14 protein-coding genes and 1 tRNA gene are annotated in these 19089 nt (G+C 64.8%); 5 read left to right on the top strand and 10 right to left on the bottom strand.

All coding sequences use genetic code 11. The annotated features are described in order from the left end of the window. Positions 1-69: 69 nt before the first annotated feature. Positions 70-753, bottom strand: coding sequence for a hypothetical protein (locus ABQF13_RS22510; protein ID WP_448395013.1), 684 nt, complete (start codon positions 751-753; stop codon positions 70-72). A 492-nt stretch (positions 754-1245) separates the two neighbouring features. Here ABQF13_RS22510 and ABQF13_RS22505 point away from each other — a divergent pair, with 492 nt between their 5' ends. Genes ABQF13_RS22505 through ABQF13_RS22495 form a run of 3 tightly spaced genes read left to right on the top strand, consistent with a single transcriptional unit; the run spans position 1246 to position 5173 of the window. Continuing rightward, positions 1246-2319 (top strand): helix-turn-helix transcriptional regulator, encoded by a 1074-nt coding sequence (locus ABQF13_RS22505; RefSeq protein ID WP_448395012.1) that lies wholly within the window; start codon positions 1246-1248, stop codon positions 2317-2319. Next, positions 2316-3281: a hypothetical protein gene (locus ABQF13_RS22500; protein ID WP_448395011.1), complete on the top strand. Its 966-nt coding sequence runs from the start codon at positions 2316-2318 to the stop codon at positions 3279-3281. Before ABQF13_RS22505 ends, ABQF13_RS22500 begins: the two co-directional genes overlap by 4 nt. A 17-nt stretch (positions 3282-3298) precedes the next feature. Further along, positions 3299-5173, top strand: a complete 1875-nt coding sequence (locus tag ABQF13_RS22495; RefSeq protein ID WP_448395010.1) for an AAA family ATPase — start codon at positions 3299-3301, stop codon at positions 5171-5173. Between the two features lie 31 nt (positions 5174-5204). Here the strand turns inward: ABQF13_RS22495 and ABQF13_RS22490 are convergent, their stop codons facing one another. The 4 genes from ABQF13_RS22490 to ABQF13_RS22475 form a co-directional block, all read right to left on the bottom strand. Continuing rightward, a complete protein-coding gene (locus tag ABQF13_RS22490; RefSeq protein ID WP_448395009.1) occupies positions 5205-6410 on the bottom strand; it encodes a DNA adenine methylase in 1206 nt (401 codons plus the stop codon). 40 nt (positions 6411-6450) lie between these two features. Next, a complete protein-coding gene (locus ABQF13_RS22485; RefSeq protein WP_448395008.1) occupies positions 6451-7869 on the bottom strand; it encodes a hypothetical protein in 1419 nt (472 codons plus the stop codon). Then, positions 7866-9872, bottom strand: coding sequence for an ATP-binding protein (locus tag ABQF13_RS22480; protein WP_448395007.1), 2007 nt, complete (start codon positions 9870-9872; stop codon positions 7866-7868). The genes ABQF13_RS22485 and ABQF13_RS22480 overlap by 4 nt, the downstream gene beginning before the upstream one ends. Positions 9873-10397: 525 nt before the next feature. After that, positions 10398-10470 (bottom strand) — tRNA-Asn (locus tag ABQF13_RS22475). 149 nt (positions 10471-10619) lie between these two features. On the opposite strand from ABQF13_RS22475, the gene ABQF13_RS22470 reads away from it, so the two are divergent. Continuing rightward, positions 10620-10877 (top strand): hypothetical protein, encoded by a 258-nt coding sequence (locus tag ABQF13_RS22470; protein ID WP_448395006.1) that lies wholly within the window; start codon positions 10620-10622, stop codon positions 10875-10877. Here the strand turns inward: ABQF13_RS22470 and ABQF13_RS22465 are convergent. The 3 genes from ABQF13_RS22465 to ABQF13_RS22455 all read right to left on the bottom strand — a co-directional run bounded on the left by ABQF13_RS22465 (position 10870) and on the right by ABQF13_RS22455 (position 14444). Then, positions 10870-11166: a DUF7155 family protein gene (locus ABQF13_RS22465; RefSeq protein WP_448395017.1), complete on the bottom strand. Its 297-nt coding sequence runs from the start codon at positions 11164-11166 to the stop codon at positions 10870-10872. The two genes, ABQF13_RS22470 and ABQF13_RS22465, sit on opposite strands and share 8 nt — an antisense overlap. Positions 11167-11231: 65 nt before the next feature. Further along, positions 11232-13157 (bottom strand): DNA primase, encoded by a 1926-nt coding sequence (gene dnaG, locus ABQF13_RS22460; protein WP_448395005.1) that lies wholly within the window; start codon positions 13155-13157, stop codon positions 11232-11234. A gap of 24 nt (positions 13158-13181) precedes the next feature. After that, positions 13182-14444, bottom strand: coding sequence for a deoxyguanosinetriphosphate triphosphohydrolase (locus tag ABQF13_RS22455; protein WP_448395004.1), 1263 nt, complete (start codon positions 14442-14444; stop codon positions 13182-13184). A gap of 72 nt (positions 14445-14516) precedes the next feature. On the opposite strand from ABQF13_RS22455, the gene ABQF13_RS22450 reads away from it, so the two are divergent. Then, entirely contained in the window at positions 14517-16499 is a 1983-nt protein-coding gene (locus ABQF13_RS22450) for a TPM domain-containing protein (RefSeq protein ID WP_448395003.1), read from the top strand. Positions 16500-16572: 73 nt separating this feature from the next. Here ABQF13_RS22450 and ABQF13_RS22445 read toward each other — a convergent pair whose 3' ends face one another. Both ABQF13_RS22445 and ABQF13_RS22440 read right to left on the bottom strand, forming a co-directional pair. Beyond that, positions 16573-17460 carry a type IV toxin-antitoxin system AbiEi family antitoxin gene (locus tag ABQF13_RS22445; RefSeq protein WP_448395002.1) on the bottom strand — a complete coding sequence of 296 codons (888 nt, stop codon included), beginning with the start codon at positions 17458-17460 and terminating at the stop codon, positions 16573-16575. A gap of 161 nt (positions 17461-17621) precedes the next feature. Next, positions 17622-19028 carry a glycine--tRNA ligase gene (locus ABQF13_RS22440; RefSeq protein WP_448395001.1) on the bottom strand — a complete coding sequence of 469 codons (1407 nt, stop codon included), beginning with the start codon at positions 19026-19028 and terminating at the stop codon, positions 17622-17624. Positions 19029-19089: the final 61 nt, after the last annotated feature.

Raw genomic sequence — 19089 nt, 5'->3', positions numbered from 1 at the left:
CTTTTCTTCTGCGATGATTTCGGCAAGTTCTCGCGCGTCGACGATTGTGATCCACGGCGAACCCCATGGCTATAACCAGCGCTTGACCGGAGACTCTTGAGTACTTTCTATGGCATCTTGCAGAAGCCGGACTTCCACCAGATCGCCAAAATTGGGGTCGTTGTGAGGCCAGTCCCGTCGCTTAGGTTCCAGCAAAGGCTTAACAGCTCGGAGCGTTTTGGCATCGCCCTCAATTACGAGCATGGGTGCTACGTTCAGAATGAGATTGCGCAGTTCCCTGGCCGACTCGTCCGTGCCAATTCGATTCTTGCCGCGTCCAGGCCAATAACTGGAGTGCGGGTATCGCCGGCCAACAAAGTTCGTCAATTTTGCGTCGAACTCCCCGAGGCATACATCGCGGATCCCGTCGCCGAAATGAGGGGCTAACGCTCCTGCGACGAGGTCGTGCTTGAAATACAAGTTCGTCCACGTTGTGGCTGCGAAGGGCGCAGCCGGATGCAGCCGTTCTGTACCAATCCGCTCCTCAAGCCAGCGGGCCGACGAGCCGTCGGCGAGCCGGTCGGCCGGCCCGCCGCGGTACGGTTTGTACCTGATGTTGTAATCCTTCTCAACCCAGGGTTGCCATATGGGCGGATTTGTTGGTAACAACCGCCTTCGGGTGCGGCGCCGAAGCTCTTGCCGGCCAGCCGCCAGCAGTATCTCCGCGTGGGCCAGCGGCGACCCCACGGTGACGAGCCGCGCCGGTCCTGCCACGCCACGTCCGTAGATGGGGACGTCGAACCGTCAAGTTTTCGGCCCGGTTGATGCATTATTGAGCGCGACCGCGGATACAGGGGTGGTGATTGCTATATGTGTAGGGGGTGGCGTGGCGCGGCTAGCTCTAGACGGCCTGCGCGCACGACTTGGCCTAGGACCGCCTGAGGGCGAGGCGTGGTTTCATCTGCCCGATAAGGACTTACCATTCGCGCCACATAAGAACAGAAATAGAGCAATAGTGCTCCGCAGGTGGCCGGAGTCGGGGCCGCTTGCGGTCGTCTACGCTCGAACGACCCAAAGGCATAGTGCTGAACCGCTTAACCCGGCTCATGGCCATCGCAACGAGTGGCCCACATGCTGGCTTGATAGGGACGGCTGGGTGGTCACTCGGCTTCCACTTCCGGTGAGCAAAGACAAGTTGTGCGATGCGAATCGCCTCTGTTCAGAAGACGATGAAAACACGGTAAGAGCTGTCATGGCAGGCCCGACATGACTGACGGCTCACTGCCGAGCGACGATGGCCCGAATGCACAGCTAGATCCACTTGATGAGGTCGCCGATGCAGCGCCGCCAGAGGTTACCGAGGATCTCGAGGACCGACTGGCGATCGGGGGGCTGTTTGATGATCTTGTCCACGAGCATCGAATCGAGGGCATCGGCGAGTTGTGGGTCGCCGAAGTCGAAAGAATGTGTCGTATCGTCGCCAACCGGTATGCACCACAGACGTATTCGGGAACCGCCAAGTGGGACGACGCGGCGCGCGAAGACCTGCTTCAAGACGTCGTTGAACACCTTTTGAGAAAGCGCCAGATCGAGTACATCTGCACAGTCGCCCACGATCTGGACTCAATTCGTCGCCTGCTGTGGCGACAAACAAAATTTGCGGTGTCCTCCCGACGTCGTTCACGCCGCACGGTGGTCGACAATCTGGTCGATCGCGCCGTGCAGGCACTGGTCGCGCCCAATTACGAATTGTCGACCGACGCCGACGGCGAGGCATGGTGCCGAACTGATGGCCGGTCACCTGGGAGCCCACCAGACTCGCTGCAGCGGCATCGGCTGGTGACGCGATTGAAGGAGCTCCCTCGCCTGCCAGGAGAGTCGAGCGAACGTGCGAGTCCAGTATGGGCACGGGCCGAACTCGAGGCGGCCGTCGCAGACATCGCCGCGACCTACCCGTCGGTCACCCGCGGACTACTCGACGAATTGTTTGGCGAGGCGTTGACATTCCTAGTGCCTAGCGAGCTTGAGGCAAATGAGGAGCATTTCGGGCTGAAATCGTCTCCCGGCCCCGAGGAGGCGAAGGTAATGAAGGAGACCGTGGATCAGGCGGTAACCGCTCTCAGCGCCGTGGAACGTAGGGTGCTAATCGGCAAGTTGCGCGGCGACTCTGACGCCAGCTTGGCAAGGCTGCTGCAGATCAGCCGACCGACAGTCGACAAATACAAGCGCGAAGCCTTCGCGCAACTCCAAGTCGCGCTGGCCGACGTCGGGAACGTCTCGGATGACGCCTTAATGGACGCGTTAATCGTCGCACTTGCGACGACGGAGGGAACGCCATGAACCAACCCCGTTACAGCTGGCTGTCTCAACTCAAGGCGACGTACCCGCGCGTTGACGCCGACGGTGGCGGCGGGCTGCCGTCCGTCGGCTCTATCTGTCGTGCCGAACCCATGGAGCGTTCGGCAGATAACGTCCTCGTGCTGGTAGTGGATTCCGACCCGCGGTCATATTCGTTCACTGTGGTGCTCTTGACTCCAGACGTCGAGTTGGCGACCGACAGAGACATTTATCTGTCACCGGATTCGACTGGATTGCCATATGCGCTCGCCGCGCAAACAGACGTCTTCGGATATGTCTGGAATGTGCAATTGAAAACCATTGCTTCGCTTTCCGGCGAGATGGTTCGAGATCTGTTTCCTAGAAATCCGCCTGCTGATGCCATTCCGCATCAACACAGGGCGGGGCCGCCACTTGATTCATCGTCGGATCCGAGATGGGCCAATAAAGTTGCGGAGTTGGATCGGTTGAAAGCTGTCACGGGAGACTGCACTCGGCAGTTAATCGACGGAAAGCAGGATCTGATCGTTGATCCTGTGTCGTTCAGAATGGATCCCGCTGGGTTCTCGGATTTTGACTTGGTGGATTTTGTGCTTCACGTTGTGTCAAAGGTCGAAAGCGGTGAGGTTTCGATGCCGACCTGGCTTATGCAGGGGATTCTTAGTGATCGCGAACTCGAGGAGTCTTACCGCAGGTCGGGTCTGCTCGATCTCTATAACACCGTGACTCAGGTCCTCAATCAAAAGTTGTGGTCAATAGACGAAGAGCCGGACGTGCCGGACGTTGCTGCCGTCGACCGACCGGGCTTGGAATCGCTGCAGATCCAGGCGTTGTTGAATTGTGGCGCCTCGGGTACTACGTTCGTCAGGTTCCTGGGCCGGTCCCGTGACGCCGCTCCCTACCCGCAACGCCGCACGGTTGGACGCCGAATGTTTCAAAGCGTCCTTGTGCCTTGCCATTCTTAAATATGTCAGGAGTGTTGATGATTGATGATGATGACGAGTTCAATCGTGCGGTTCTCGCGCGCGGCGAGGATGCCTATATAACTTTAAAAGCGTGGAGGCTGAAAAATTTCAAGTCTGTCAAAGACGCCGAGGTCGCCTTCTTGCCGTTGACGGTTCTTGTCGGCGCTAACAGTGCGGGGAAGAGCACGCTAATTCAGAGCATCCTGGCCGCGAGTCAAGCTGCGGCGGCTTCGACATCGGGTGACCGTTTCCCTCTCAACGGAACGACGATTCGACTCGGCACGGTCGAACAGACCCGTTACGCGGGTCCATCCGAGGTCCGTCCTACGTCGTTCGCCTTGGGCGGGCAGTTTCAACTGACCTCCGGAGTGGACTTGAACCGCGGACCGGTGCCTGCTCGGATTCGGGCCCGCCAGCGCCATCGAACCATTAGCCAGCTTGTGGACTGGGAGATGCTTCTTGGCGAGGCTCCTGAGGGGCAGAGCGGACACGCCTATATCGACGAGGTTCACTTCTCGGTCTCTGGCGTTGACACCGAAACCGATCACCGCCTGGGACCGTGCCAATTACACGCGCGCGCAGCACCAGCGGACTCTTCGCCGGAGGCCGACGCCGTCGCGGATCGGCACTTAATCGGTTCGTATACCACCGGCAAGCAGAAACTCGACCTCGTCGACGTGACGCTGCAAGGCGGTCTGCCGATGAACGGAATCGTGCGCGAGTCGAAGAGTCAGCTGCTGTGGGAGGCGTGGAGAAACGCCTATATGGAGAGTTCGTCGGCTCGGCGTCGCTACACCACGGAGCGAGCGAAGAACGACGACGCTTCTACTGAGCAGGATTGGGCAGAACTCGAGGAGCTCGTTGTTGGCGACATCGTCAGCATCTGGCGTCGCAACGAAGCCGACTTGAAGACCACCCGGCATATCTGGCTTGCCGTGCGCAATCTATTCGAGGATAAGTACACCAAGGCGCACAGTCTCAGCGTCGACGCGAATAAGGTCATCGATCCTCTATTCGGCGCCGCGGTCGTTCGCCGGCTCAACGACGCGGCGATTACCGGCGAGGTACCCGTCGTAAATTCACTGCAACGCACGTCGGCACCGGTGCGCGCAATCCTCAACTTTCTCCGCTCGAGGGTCCGGTATCTCGGCCCGCTGCGCGAGGATCCTCGCGTCGTCTACCAGGATTCCGCTGAAGCTGCCACGGGGTACATCGGCGCTAAAGGCGAGTTCTTGGCCGCCGTCTTGCAAAACAGCGGCTCACGCATCGTCGACGTCCCGCTGCCTGGTGCAAACAATCGCCTTGGCGCCACATCGCGGGTGAAGCTCAAAGATGCGATGAACCAGTGGGTCGCTTACCTGAAGATGGGTGATCGGATCGACACCCACGATCAGGGCCGACTGGGTCTGGAGCTGCAGATCCAGCAGCAGTTCGTCGACGTAGACCTCGACTTGACTAGTGTCGGCACGGGTGTAAGCCAACTGCTGCCGGTCCTTGTACTGTGCCTAGAGGCTCCGCGGGGCTCCCTGGTGCTCATTGAGCAACCCGAATTGCATCTCAACCCGGCAGTCCAGCAGCGGCTGGCCGACTTCCTACTCGCCATCGCGGCGTCGAACCGTCAACTCATCGTCGAAACCCATAGTGAGTATCTCGTTTCGCGGCTTCGTCTGCGCATCGCCGAAGACGAGTCCGACGCCGTGCGCGACGGAGTCGGCTTGCTGTTCACCGAACAGAGCGAGGGCCGAACGACCTACCGACTTGTCGAGACGAACGAGTACGGCGGCATTGATAATTGGCCAGCGGACTTCTTCGATCAGTCGGCGGCGGAGTCACGTGCAATTCTGGAAGCGGCACTGCAGAAGCGACGTAAACGGATCACGCAGACAGACTGACGCTGCGGATTTTGAGGGGTCAAGCAGTGGCTCAGAGTGCCCTCAACTGGTGATCGATCGGGACCGTCGCCGGCGGCAGCGTCGTAAGCAGCAATTCATTGGCCGAACGCTTGCCGACGCGGCCGGCCGCGGAGTAGCGCGTCGTCACCAGACGTTTGCTTATGGCCCACTGCGACACGCCAAGCAGCGCGCGGTCGGACGCGCTCGGCGTCATGCGGCTGCGGGCGTAAAGCCACCTGTTCTCGGTCAGCATCGGATGATTGTCGTAGCTCAACACCCAGCGGAACTGCGCTTTACAGGTGAGGTAATGAGCCAGCATGAGGTGGAGGGAGTCGTCCTTGGACGCCTGAGCTAGTCGGGTCCCCTGATAGCTGTAAGACGGGTCGAACGACGCCCGGTACAGAGCGGACGACTTCTCAACGTACGGCGGGTCCAAGTACGCCACGACGCGCGAAGGAAGCAACTGGGGGTAGTACTCGGGCACGTCGACCAGAGTCTGCTTCCAGTCCTTACGCCACACATCAACCAGACGGCCGCTCTCGTAGAGGTGCCCGACCAAGCGAAGGCGCTCGGCGAGGGCGTGGGGGTTCCAACGGCATCCGATTGGGTAAGGACTCTGCTGTAGACGGCCACCCAACGGGCCGGCGGTGCCGTGCAGGATTCCCGAGAATGTAGTGCGGTTGAGGAATAGACACTTCATCGCCGCTCCTAGTCGTCGCGTCCGCGGTGCGGCACTCCGACGTGGCTGCCAGGCCCTCCAGTAGTCCCACCGTTCAACACCCGCGCGCCCGCCAGGACGGACGAACCGATTCCACTCGTCGTGGGCGCGGTCGATAAGGCGTTCGGTGTCCTCGGCGGCGCTCTGCCAGAATGCCGCGACGAGCGGGTCCGCGTCGGCTAGGAGGATGCGGTCGACTATGCCAGACCCGACCAGCCGCAACGAGGTCGACGCTCCGCCGGCGAACGGTTCGACCAGCAGATCGACATTTCCGACTTCGCGGGATCGCCGAGCGGCGGTGATGATCCGGGCGATCACCGGCGCCAGAGCGGATTTGGCTCCCGGATAGCGCAAAGGCGACTGATAGCGGCCAGCGGCTAGCGCATGCTCGATCGACTCCAGCTCCGCCGGCAGGGGACGCGGAAGCGAGCCGATAGCCGGTGATGCGCCAAATCTGTCCGCGACACCCGCGAGACGGGCCGCGGCCGTCGTTGCCGCAAGCGTGCTGACGAGGGCCATGCCCGTATCCTGCACCACGTTTCCGACATTTCGGCGATGGCTACGCCGGAAAGTAAGAGGGCCGCTTGACCGCCTGCACGTCCACCTTCAGCTCGGGAATGTTCTGCTGAGCCATCATGGTCAGCACCGACCGCCCGACGCCGAGCGGCAGCGCTGCCGCGGAGTGAGCCAGCGCGACCGGCACGACGGCGTTCTGATACATGTGCGTGCGCAGCGAGTCGAGGATCTCGCAGACTAGTCGCAGCGTAGGGTACGCCTCGAAACCCTCCACTGCGTCGCCACCGTCATAGGGCGACAGACCCGACGCCGCGGGCACGGTGAGCACAAGCGGGTCCCCGGCGCGCGTCCGGTAGATGAACCGGCGGCCGTAGAACTCGTCGATCCCGTAGCGGTTGGTCTGCGGACGGCCGCTGATGCGGTTGATGTAGGTGTTCGGCAGGCGCATGACCGAACCCGGCGCTATGAGGTCTCCAATGAGGGCCGCGTGCTCAACGAACGCACCCGATTTCTCGATGCCCACCATCAATGGTGCAGTCAAACCCCGCCCGCCGCACCATGTGGCGAGGTCGCCGAGATGCTCGACGAACCGTCGCTTCAGCGGTGCCAGCGGCCCGAACAGCGCCAGCGGGCCGTCGGTGATGAACAGGGTGTGCCGCAGCACCTCCGGGGCGGTGTCGGCGAAGTAGTTGAGGTAGCAAACCGACATCAGCCGCTCGGTCGCCGTCATCACCCGGCCCATCGGTGTGAAGTTGGACCCCTCAATGGAGTATTCCTCATGGGTGCGCAGCACGTCGGACAGGTACAGCGGATCCCGGCATGCCGTGCATTCGCCACCGTCGGCGCCCACGGTGATGGCGACGCCCTGGTCGGCTTTGACGCCGCAGTTGGGGCACACGCGAAGAGCGACCTCGGCGGCAGGTTTGCCGCGCCTGCCGTGCAATGCCAACAGGCCGTCGGCCAACGTCATCTCGGTGCTGGAGTCGAACCGTGCGCTGCTCAGGAACAAATTGAGTTCAGTGCGCCAGGTGTCGACCCCGGACAGGCCGGGACGCACTAGCTGAGAACCCGGCAACGCCACGTCGAACGCGTACTGGGTGTGCGCGCTGCGTACGTCCCGGGGGTCGATGTGCCGCTGGGTGCCGAGCGTGCGGAACGAGTCGAGCCGCACCATGGAGCCCGCGACACGCAGGTAGCCGACCTTGACCGTCGGGTGGTCGCGAGTCGTCTCGACTTCGGTGTCAGAGCCGTCGACGGTGATCGAGAACTCCACGTCCTCGGGCCGGCCGATCGACTCGAGGTCGGTCAGCGGGCGGCACAACGCCTTGATCTCGCTGGTGGAATCGGGCCGAGAGGATGTAATCGTCCATCGTTGCAGGGCAGCCTGCACGGCCTCGTTGCGGACGGTATCGACGTGCCCAAGGCGAGAGGCGCGCTCCATCTGGTACGCCACGACAGTCACTGACCTTCAGCGCGCGCATCGAGTTCAGCCAGGCCGGCGGCGACGCGCGCGGCGTTGACCATGGCATGGTCGAACTTGGCGATCTGGGCCGGCACGATGTACTTGCCGGAGTACGTCTTCATCCGCACGAAGCCCACGTCCTCGGCTCGCATGATGCTCGGCGCCCACACCTTGAAATCGTAGTAGTGCGACAGCTCACGCGTCTCGTGATCCGAATTCAGATGCGCGACAAGCCAATTAGACGTGTTCGACAGGATGCGCTTGTCGACCGAGGTGACCTCCTGAGTCGCGTACACCAAGCCCATCCGGTACTTGGCGGCTTCCTTCGACAGCCGGACCCAAGGGTCGTCGGCGACGTCGCGCCCGCCGCGCTCGAACAGGTTATGCGCCTCCTCGACGATGATCTGCATGTCCACGGGCTCAAGATCGGAGCGGAACCGCTCACCTGCGCGGTTGAGCAAATGGGTCACGACCCGTTCGGACATCGCCTTCGCGACGGTGTCGTTGCCGCTGGACAGGTCCACGATCGCCAACCGGCCGGCAATCATGTCCTGCCAGAGGTGCTCACCGACGTCGCCTGCAGATTGAGCCCCGTGAAAGGCGCGGATGGTGCGGATTGCCGAGGTGATACCGGTGTACTTGTACACCCCATAAATGTCGGCAAAGTGGCAGTTTTCGGTGTCGTGCCACTTGGGGTATTCCGCCGACCTCTCACCCACCCATTCGGCGAAAGCACGAGCGGCCGCGGGAGAGTGCACACGGTAGCGTCCGGCACGGCCGGCTTGGCTGAGCATGCCGGCGTGCTGGGCAATGAACTGGTCGGTGGGGGTCGCCGGTGCAGCGATGACGAGGTCCTGCGGAAGAGTTGCGCACTGAAAACCGCACTTGGCCAGCAACCCGTAGAACGCAACCATCGCCCATCCCCAACGGCTGTGGGCACTGCGGTCGTCAGGGTCGGGTTCGGTGAGCGCCACCGAGCGGAAGCTCTTTCCGTAGTTTGTGTTCACCGGGGCGGTGGCCTCGCTGACGAGGCTCCAGGCTGCCTCGAGGACCTCCTGGTCGTAGAAGTTGATGCGCAGCGGCTTCTCGCGGTCATCGGCCGGGTCGGGCTCGACCTTATAAATCCGCACGCTCGTGTCGTCGTCGCCGAGCAGCCGCAGACCTGTCCCGTCTTGGGGGTTGACGTTGGCGTACTCGCCTTGCGGGTCGAAGATCAGCTGCCCGATCAAGCGCCGATGCTCGGAGCCGTACCGGTGCACGGCGGTGACGAGGGTCTTCATCGTGTTGGACTTGCCGGTCCTCGTCATGCCGAACACAGCAGTCTTGCGGCCCACGAAGTCGGCGACGTTGACGCGTACTTCTGCGGTGTCGATGCCCGAGAGATGTGCCTTACGGCGCGTGGCGGCAAAGCGCACGTGTCCGATGGCGAGCGCGTCGTTCGGATTCGTCGGGCCGGGATACGAGGCCAGCCAGGACAACACCTGTGGGGACGGCAGGAACACCTGGTACCGGGCGGAAACGACGACGTTGTCTATGTCGGCGCCGAACCGGATCGGGGCGCTCCGCTCGTCGGAGTCGGTGTAGAAAGTGCCCAGCACCTCGCAGTCGAAGGCCGACTGCTGCAACTCGTTTCGGGTCAGCACGTCGGTCACGTCGTCAAAGCCGACGCCCGAAGCGCCGGCATCGCGGACCACTGCCAGCCGCGTCTGCACCAGTTCAGATTCGTTCGGCAGCGCCGCGGTCGACCGGACGCGGAGCAGGATGACCTCTTGATCTTCGAGCACGAAGCCGGTGGCCGTATTCGTCCCTGCGGCTGCAAGCAGGAACCCGCCGCGCGGGACGCCGCCGGCCTCGTGCTTCTTAAAATCGTCAGTCAGCACCACCGCCGAGTCGTAGTCCAGCTTGTACACCCCGCCCACCGGGTAGCACTGCTGGTTGAGCAACGCTGTCAGCGGTTGCTTCAACTGGGTCGAGTTCTGCACTGTCTCGGCGATTCCAGTCACTCGCTCGTTCTCCTCCGGTCCTTAAGCGCCCGCCGCCGGGGGCGGCACCATGGCGTCACGTCTTGATCTGCTTCTAGCAAGCCCTCACCGCGTCCTACATGTAAACGATCGGATGGAAACGTTCGACAGGCCGGCTGGTCCGACGGCGTCGTGCGCACGCTGCTTACTGGCTCGACATTCTTGACGGATCCCGAGGCGTTCGTTGTAGATTGCTTCAACGAGTGTTTGAACCCCGGGTCCTGAGCTGGCTGCCATGGCTACACGCACGGCTCATCGCAGTTGAATGCCACCCACGACGATTCATCAGGCCGCACCAGGTGGTCGCGCGATGTAGGCCAGTCTCCAAGGTTGTCGGGAGCACGCGATTAGAGTTCGAGTCACACCGAGGCACTACCTTCTGACGCATCGTCCGCGCTTCTGACGCATCGTCCGCGCATCTGACGCATCGTCCGCGCCGCGGAAGGATATAGGGGCGCGATGTGGTGCGGATGTTGTGCATAAGAGGCTATTGAGCCTCTGACCTTGCTCCCCCGGCTGGACTCGAACCAGCAACCCTTCGGTTAACAGCCGAATGCTCTGCCAATTGAGCTACAGGGGATCGCGCACCCGCGAACATCATCTGCCCCACGGATCGACGGTGACTCTAGCTTACGTGCCGCACCGCTCGCCAATACGCCGCCACCCCGCACGCACCCCGCCACGTGAGGCAGGATGGACACATATGAACCGTCGACTGGGAGGGGCCCTGTGATCCGGTATCTCGTCGTATTGGCTGTCGGCTACGTATTGGGCACGAAGGCGGGCCGACGGCGGTATGAACAGATCGCCGGAACCTACAAGGCAGTCACCGAGAGCCCGGCCGCCAAGGCCGTCATCGATGCAGGCCGCCGCAAGATCGCCGACCGGGTCTCACCGGATCCGGCGCTGGTCACCCTGACCGAGATCGACTCCGAGACCGCGGTGATCGGGCCGGAGAACTCGCAGCGTAGCCAGCGCCCTAGTTGATGCCCTCGGAGATGGTGGTGCCCGGAAGCAGCGGGCCGGTGCTGAAGCCCGCGCCGTCGGGACCGTAGAGACCGATGTACGGCGTGCCGACGTTGACGCCGTTGCCGTTCGAGTGGCCGAGGCACTTGCCGTCTTCTTTATTGCCGAACCAGGCCAGGCAGTTGCCCTGCGCGACCTGAACGTCAGCGCCGGTAGAAACCACAGCTGCCGCGAACGGCGCCGCGACCGCGGCCACCGCGAAGGCGCCCGCAGCGACGAGCCGCCGCGCCCGGTTGTTGGTCGATGTCACGAGCTTGCCTTTCTGACCGTCCCCCGACGGTTTATAGCGTGCCAACCCTATCGCGTTACCGGGCTTCACGCAGTCATGTCGTCGCCGCTGGCCTGTTCCAGCAGGCTGCGGCGATACGCCTCCATCGCGACCAGGTCGCCGAACAACGCGTGGTACTCGTCGCCCTGTTCCACCGGCGACATGCGCTGCAGTTTCGACTTGACCTCAGCGATCTGCCGTCCCACCCATACTTCCTGCAACCGGGCCAACACGCCACCGATGTAGCGCGGCAACCGTTCGTCGTCGTCGACGTTGATGGCCTCCACGCCGAGTTCGTTGACCAGCCCGGCCGCGGCCGGGGCCGCGGTCTTCTCGCGGACCGCCTCGATCCACTGCCCGCCCGACAGACCCGCCGACGCACCGCCTGCAGCCTCGATCGCCGCGCGCACCGCCGCATACCCGGGATGGGTGAAACTCTCCACGGTCAGCGAGTCGAACACCGGACCGGCCAGCGCGGGGTACTGCAGCGCCGCCTTGAGGGCCTCCCGCTGCGGCCACAGCGTCGGGTCGGCCGGGTCGGGCCGCGCTGCCGTCACCGGCTGGCTGGGCGCCCGTCGCGGCGGGGCCTCGGTCACCGCTCCGCGACGCCGACGGCGGTCCGGCATCCCGCGCTTCTGCGCCTCCTCACGCACCCGCGACAGCACCTGACCCTCGTCGCTCCACCCCGTCCATCCCGCCAGCCGTCGCGCATACTCGTCGCGCAGCGCGTAGTCACGGATCCGAGCCACCAGCGGCACGCACTGGCGCAGCGCATCGACCTGCGCCTGCGGGTCGTTGTCGAGGACGTCGCCGTCGGGGATCAGATTGCGGATCGCGAACTCGAACATCGGGATGCGCCGTGCCACCAGGTCGCGCAGCGCCTTGTCGCCAGACTTCAGCCGCAGATCGCACGGGTCCATTCCGTCGGAAGCGATTGCCACGAAGGACTTTCCGGCCACCTGCTGGTCGCCGTCGAACGCCTTCAGTGCCGCCGCCTGGCCGGCCTCGTCGCCGTCGAAGACGAAGATCAGCTCGCCGCGGTACCAGTTGTCGTCCATCATCAACCGGCGCAGCAGCGCCAGGTGACCCTCGCCGAAAGCGGTGCCGCAGGACGCCACTGCGGTGGTCTCGTTGGCCAGGTGCATGGCCATCACGTCGGTGTAGCCCTCGACGACGACGGCCCGGTGCGCCTTGGCGATATCGCGTTTGGCCAGATCCAGACCGAACAACACCGAGGACTTCTTGTACAACACCGTCTCGGGGGTGTTGATGTACTTGGCTTCCATCGGGTCGTCGTCGAAGATCCGGCGGGCGCCGAAGCCGATCACCTCACCGCCGCTGGCCCGGATCGGCCACAGCAGCCTGCGGTGGAACCGGTCCATCGGGCCGCGGCGGCCCTCCCGCGACAGCCCGGCCGCCTCGAGCTCCTTGAACTCAAACCCCTTGCGCAGCAGGTGCTTCGTCAGGGTGTCCCAGCCCGACGGCGCGAAACCGCAGCCGAACCTGGCGGCGGCTTCGGCGTCGAAGCTGCGGTCGAGCAGATACTGGCGTGCCGGCCCGGCCTCCTCGGATTGCAGCGCATCGGCGTAGAACTCCTGGGCGGCGGCGTTGGCGGCCAGCAGCCGGCTGCGGCTGCCGCGGTCACGCTGCACGTTCGTCGCGGCCGCGCCGGTGTAGGTGATCGTGTAGCCGACCCGGTCGGCGAGCAGTTCGACCGACTCCACGAAGCTGACGTGCTCGATCTTCTGGACGAAGGCGTAGACGTCACCGCCCTCCCCACAACCGAAGCAGTGGAAGTGGCCGTGGTTCGGCCGAACGTGAAACGACGGCGTCTTCTCGTCGTGGAACGGGCACAGCCCCTTCATCGAATCGGCGCCGGCCCGGCGCAGCTGCACGTAGTCGCCGACCACGTCCTCGATGCGGATGCGTTCACGAATGGCCGCGATGTCTCGATCGGAAATGCGGCCTGCCACGCGGACAGTCTAGGCCCAGCCTGACTACGCTTCCTCCGGTTCCATTCGCGCCAGCCGGCCCTCGGTGTACGACGCGATCTGGTCGACGATCACCCGGATCCGCGCGCCGTCAGCTGCGGCCGCGTTGAACGCAGGCACAAAGATCGGGTCCAGCGTCGCGGGCGCGCCCGCGAGCAGCCAACGCGCCACGCGGTGGATGCGTTCGCGCTGCTGTGCCTGCAGCTCCAGGTGCCGCGGGTCGGACATGATGAATTGCAGCGCCAAGATCTTGAGCACGGCAACCTCGGCGCGCACCAGGTCGGGCACGGCCAGATCGGCGGCGTAGCGCACCAGCGGCCCGCGTCCGGCGACCTCCCGGGTCGCCGTGATGGCCGCCGACGCGAAGCGCCCCACCAGCTCACTGGTCAACCGTTTCAATGCGACGGACGCGCCCAGGCTGCCGTCGTACTTGCCGACGGCGGCCACCACCGGCAGGCTCGACAGCCGCGCCGCCGCGGCCTGCAAGTGGTCGGCACGCAGGCCCGCGCCCATCCCGCTGGATTCGCCGAGCTTGCCCAGTACGGCGGCTGCGTCGTCGTCGGCCAGCACCCGCATGTCGATGCGCCCGGAGATGACGCCGTCCTCGACGTCGTGCACCGAGTAGGCGACGTCGTCGGCCCAGTCCATGACCTGAGCCTCCAGGCTCGGCCGCCGCGCCGGGGCGCCCGAACGGATCCAGTCGGCGGTGGCTGCGTCGTCATCGTAGAAACCGAACTTGCGGTGTTGCTCATCGCGGCGCCACGGATACTTGGTGACGGCGTCCAACGCGGCGCGCGTCAGGTTCAGGCCAGCGCTATGACCCTGTGTATCAAGGATTTTCGGTTCGAGACAGGTGAGGATCCGGATGTTCTGGGCATTGCCCTCGAACCCGCCGTAGTCGGCGGCGACCTCGGCCAGCGCACGCTCACCGTTGTGCCCATACGGCGGATGTCCGATGTCGTGCGCCAACCCGGCCAGGTCGACGAGGTCCGGGTCGCAGCCCAACCCGATGGCCATGCCGCGGCCGATCTGGGCCACCTCCAGCGAGTGGGTCAGCCGGGTACGCGGCGTCTCGCCTTCGCGCGGGCCGACCACCTGGGTCTTGTCGGCCAGCCGGCGCAGCGCCGCGCTGTGCAGCACGCGGGCCCGGTCGCGGGCGAAGTCGGTGCGATGTTCGGTGTCGGTGCCCGGCAGCCCGGCAGCCTTGGCCGGTTCAACCACCTGTCGCTCGCGGTCGAACTCGTTGTACGGATCGGAATTCACTGCCACCGGACCACAGTCTGCCAGCCGTGTTCGCGGGTAGCGCGTGGTCTCCGCCCGCGTCGCATTACATTGGCGACCATGCGCCTTGCCCGTCTGCTTCGCCTCGTGTTCGCGCTGCTCTTCGCCAGTGTGCTGCTGGCCCCGACCGCGGCCGCCGAACCGCCGTTCCGGGTTGCGGGCTACGTCACCGACAGCGCGGGCGTGCTGTCGCCCGACCAGCGCGCCCAGGTCCAAAGCGCCGTTGAGCAGCTCTACACCGACAAGCGGGTACGGCTGTGGGTGGTCTACGTCGACAGTTTCGGACAGAGCCCAGTGCGCTGGGCGCGAACCACCATGCAGCTCAGCGACTTCGGTGACCGCGACGCGCTGTTGGCGGTGGCCACCAACGAACGCGCCTACGCCTTCCAGGTGCCGTCGAGCGTGCTGGACCAGTCCGACGCGGGGGCGCTGCAGCGCGACGACATCGAACCGGCGCTGCGCCGCGGCGACTGGGCGGGTGCGGCGATCGCGGCGGCCACCGGTCTGAACACCACGTCGGAAGGCGGGGTCGGCTGGACATCGGTGTTGGTGGTGCTGGCGGTGATCGGTGTCGCCGTGCTGGGGTTGTGGCTGTGGAGCCGGCGTCGACGGAGCAAGCGCCGCGAGGCCGAGTTCGCCGCGGCCCGTCGCGTCGACCCAACGGATCCCAATGCGTTGGCGAAGGTGTCGGTGGACGCGCTCGACGACCTATCGCGGTCGATGGTCGTCGAGGTCGACAACGCGCTTCTCACCAGCGAGCACGAACTAGAGCTAGCCGTCGAAGAGTTCGGCGAAGAGCAGACCGCGAAGTTCGCGGACGCGGTGCGCAACGCCAAAGCCACTCTGACGCAAGCCTTCAACGTACGCCAGCAACTCGACGACGCGATCCCCGAGACGCCGGCGCAGCGCCGCGACCTGTTGACGCGGGTGGTGGTGGCCGCCGCCAAGGCCGACCGTGAACTCGACGCACGCAGTGCGGAGTTCGCGCGGCTGCGGGACCTGGTGATCAACGCGCCCGCCCGGCTCAACAAGATGACCCAGCAGGTCGTCGACATCACCACGCGCATCGAACCGTCGCGCCAAAAGCTGGCCGAACTGCACAACGAGTTCGACGCCGACGCGCTGACGTCGGTGGCCGACAACGTCGACGCGGCCAAGGAGCTGCTGGCGTTCGCCGACGAGAACATCACCCGGGCGCGCGAGTTGGCCGAGCGGCCCGTGGCCGGACGTCAGACCGAGCTCGTCGAGAGTGTGCGGGCCGGTGAATCCGCTTTGGGGCAGGCCAATTCGCTGCTGGACGCGGTCGACAGCGCGGCCAGCGATATTCGCCGCGCCGCGGCTGGCTTGCCCGCCGCGATCGAGGACATCAAGGCCGGTATCACGCAGGCCGGGAACCTGTTGTCGCAGGGGTCGGTGCCCCAGGCGCCTGAGCTGACAGCCGCGCGCGACGCGGCAGCCGCCGCCGTCGCAGCCGCGCAGCGCAAAGGATCAGTGGATCCGCTGGGCACGTTCACCGAGCTGACCAAGGCCGACGCCGATCTGGACCGGCTGTTGGCCGCCGTCGAGAAGGAACGCGAAGCCGCCGACCGGCTGAACCGCACGCTTGAGGAAGCGTTGTTCACCGCCCGGTCCCGGGTGCGTTCGGTGTCGGACTTCATCGACACCCGGCGCGGCACCATCGGCCCAGAGGCCCGCACACGGCTGGCCGAGGCGGTGCGGCAGATCGGCGCCGCCGAAGCCAAGCGGTCGACGGAGCCGGCGGAGGCCGTCGCGCACGCCAACGGCGCGGCGATGCTGGCCGCCCAGGCGCAGGCGCTGGCCAACGCCGATGTCGAAGCGGCGCGGCGCAGCTACATGGGCCCGTACGGCGGCGGCGGTGGCGGCGGGAATATGGGCGCGGTCATCGGCGGCATCCTCATCGGCAACATGCTGGGCGGTGCGATGCGCGGCGGCTTCGGCGGGGGTTTCGGCGGGGGCGGGTTCAGCCCGGGGTCGTTCGGCGGCTCCGGGGGCGGCTTCTCCGGCGGCGGCGGCCGCTTCTAGGTTGCCCCCTTTTGGGCGCGAGCGTGCGTGTCAGAGGCCGACACGCCGCCGAAAGCAGCAAGTTTGCGCACGCTCACGCCGCCCACGACCGCTCCAACTCGGCCTCGATGCGGCGCAACATGGCCGCCGGTCTGAATCTGACGTCGTCGGATACCACCGACAGGACACTCCAGCGGATCTCGTTCAGCGCGGCTCGCTTCTGGCGATCCCGCCGAAGGCTGTCCAGGTCACTGTGCCAGTCGAAGCCGTCGTACTCGACTGCGAGTCTGTGTTCCGGCCAGGCGAAGTCGACTCGCCAGGTCCGGAAGTCGCGGTCGACGATCTCGTATTGCAGGGCAGTGGGCGGCATTCCACCGTCGATCATGACGAGCCGGGCCTCACTCTCCATCGGAGACTCGGCTTCGGGCCGTGCCAGCGGTATCAGCTCGCGCACCGCGACGATGCCGCGCCTGCCGGCTTGTCGTGCCGCCGCAGCGCGCAACTGACGCGCGTCGCACAGGCCGCTGCGCAGGGCCGCATCTAGTGTGGCGAGTGCGCGCGGACGACGCAGGCCCCGCGCCACCTCAACGGCGGTCCACGCGGGTACCGTCGCTGCCCGGCCGTCGACCTCGCCTAACGGCGCACCTTCGCGGCGATGGATGAACAGCCCGTCGGAGTTTCGCAGTTGATGACCTTCGGGATTGAGAACATGAAGATCACTGACGTCTTCGGTGTCGAATCCGTATGCCGCCGCGGCGGTTCCTAGGCAGACCGCGACCGGCTCACCGGCACGTAGATCCAACCCGTTCAGCCGCGTCATGTTGTCCGGCGCCTCACGGCTGTAGATGCCCGGCCAGACCTTCATCAGCTGCCCGGTGCGGATCTTGGTATCGAGCTGACTCCGGCTCATTGCAGCCAGTAGTTGAGCGGTGGTGGCGACGCCACCTTGCGCTTGGATGAGCGTCTCGATTTCGTCTGCCATGGCCACTAATCCTCGGCGGGACGCGCGCGAGCACCGCGACCTTTTCGGTGCGGTTGGGGACGAATGCCCAGTTGGGGATAACCGTGTGGTCGCGAGCGTGCGCAAACTCGGCATCTGACGCGGCGTGTCGCCCTCTGACACGCCCGCTCGCGCCCGGAAAGTTAACAGCCCTTGAGGCGAGCGGCGAGGTAGTCGCTGACGGTGTCGAGTGCGACGCGGTCCTGCGTCATCGCGTCGCGTTCGCGGATCGTCACCGCCTGATCCTCGAGCGTGTCGAAGTCGACGGTCACGCAGAACGGGGTGCCGATCTCGTCCTGGCGGCGATAGCGCCTGCCGATCGCGCCGGCGTCGTCGAACTCGACGTTCCAGTACTTGCGCAGTTCGGCCGCCAGATCGCGCGCCTTCGGCGACAGGTCGGGGTTGCGCGACAGCGGCAGCACCGCGGCCTTGACCGGCGCCAGCCGCGGATCCAGCCGCAGCACCGTGCGCTTGTCCACCCCGCCCTTGGCGTTGGGGGCCTCGTCCTCGGCGTAGGCGTCGACCAGAAACGCCATGAACGACCGCGTCAGCCCCGCTGCCGGTTCGATGACGTAGGGCACGTAACGCGTATCGCCGGACTGGTCGTAGTACGACAGGTCGACGCCGGAATGCTTGGTGTGCGTGGACAAGTCGAAGTCGGTACGGTTGGCCACTCCCTCCAGCTCGCCCCACGGGCTACCCGTGAACCCGAACTTGTACTCGATGTCGACCGTGCGTTCGGAGTAGTGCGACAACTTCTCCTGGGGATGTTCGTAGAGCCGCAAGTTGTCGCGGTCGATACCGAGGTCGACGTACCACTGCAGGCGTTCGTCGATCCAGTACTGGTGCCACTCGCGTGCCGTTGACGGTTCGACGAAGAACTCCATCTCCATCTGTTCGAACTCGCGGGTGCGGAAGATGAAGTTGCCCGGTGTGATCTCATTGCGAAAGCTCTTGCCGGTTTGGGCGATTCCGAACGGCGGCTTCTTGCGCGCCGTCGTCACCACGTTCGCGAAGTTGACGAAGATGCCCTGCGCGGTCTCCGGTCGCAAGTAGTGCAGACCTTCCTCGGACTCGATCGGACCCAGATAGGTCTTGAGCATCATGTTGAAGTCGCGCGGTTCGGTCCACTGCCCCTTGGTGCCACAATCCGGGCAGGCGATCTCCTCCATCGGCACCGAGTCGGGGTCGGTAAGGCCCTTCTTGGCCCCGTGCTTTTCGAGGTACGCCTCCTGCATGTGGTCCTGGCGGTGGCGCTTGTGGCAGTTGAGGCACTCGACCAGCGGGTCGTTGAACACGTCGACGTGACCGGAGGCCACCCACACATCACGCGGCAGGATGATCGCGCTGTCCAGGCCGACGACGTCGTCGCGGCTGGTGACCACCGAACGCCACCACTGCCGCTTGATGTTCTCCTTGAGTTCCACCCCGAGCGGGCCGTAGTCCCACGCCGACTTGGTGCCGCCGTAGATCTCGCCGGACTGAAAGACCAAGCCGCGACGCTTGGCCAGGTTTGCCACGGTGTCGATGATCGAAGAAGATGAAGCCACGACTGCACAGCCTAGCGACCCGTTCGACCCCCGTTGACATGCGCAACCGCGCATGTATGGT

Source organism: Mycolicibacterium sp. XJ879, assembly GCF_053483935.1.
The sequence above is the reverse complement of the archived record's forward strand: the minus strand, read 5'-3'. Positions and strand labels throughout refer to the sequence as shown.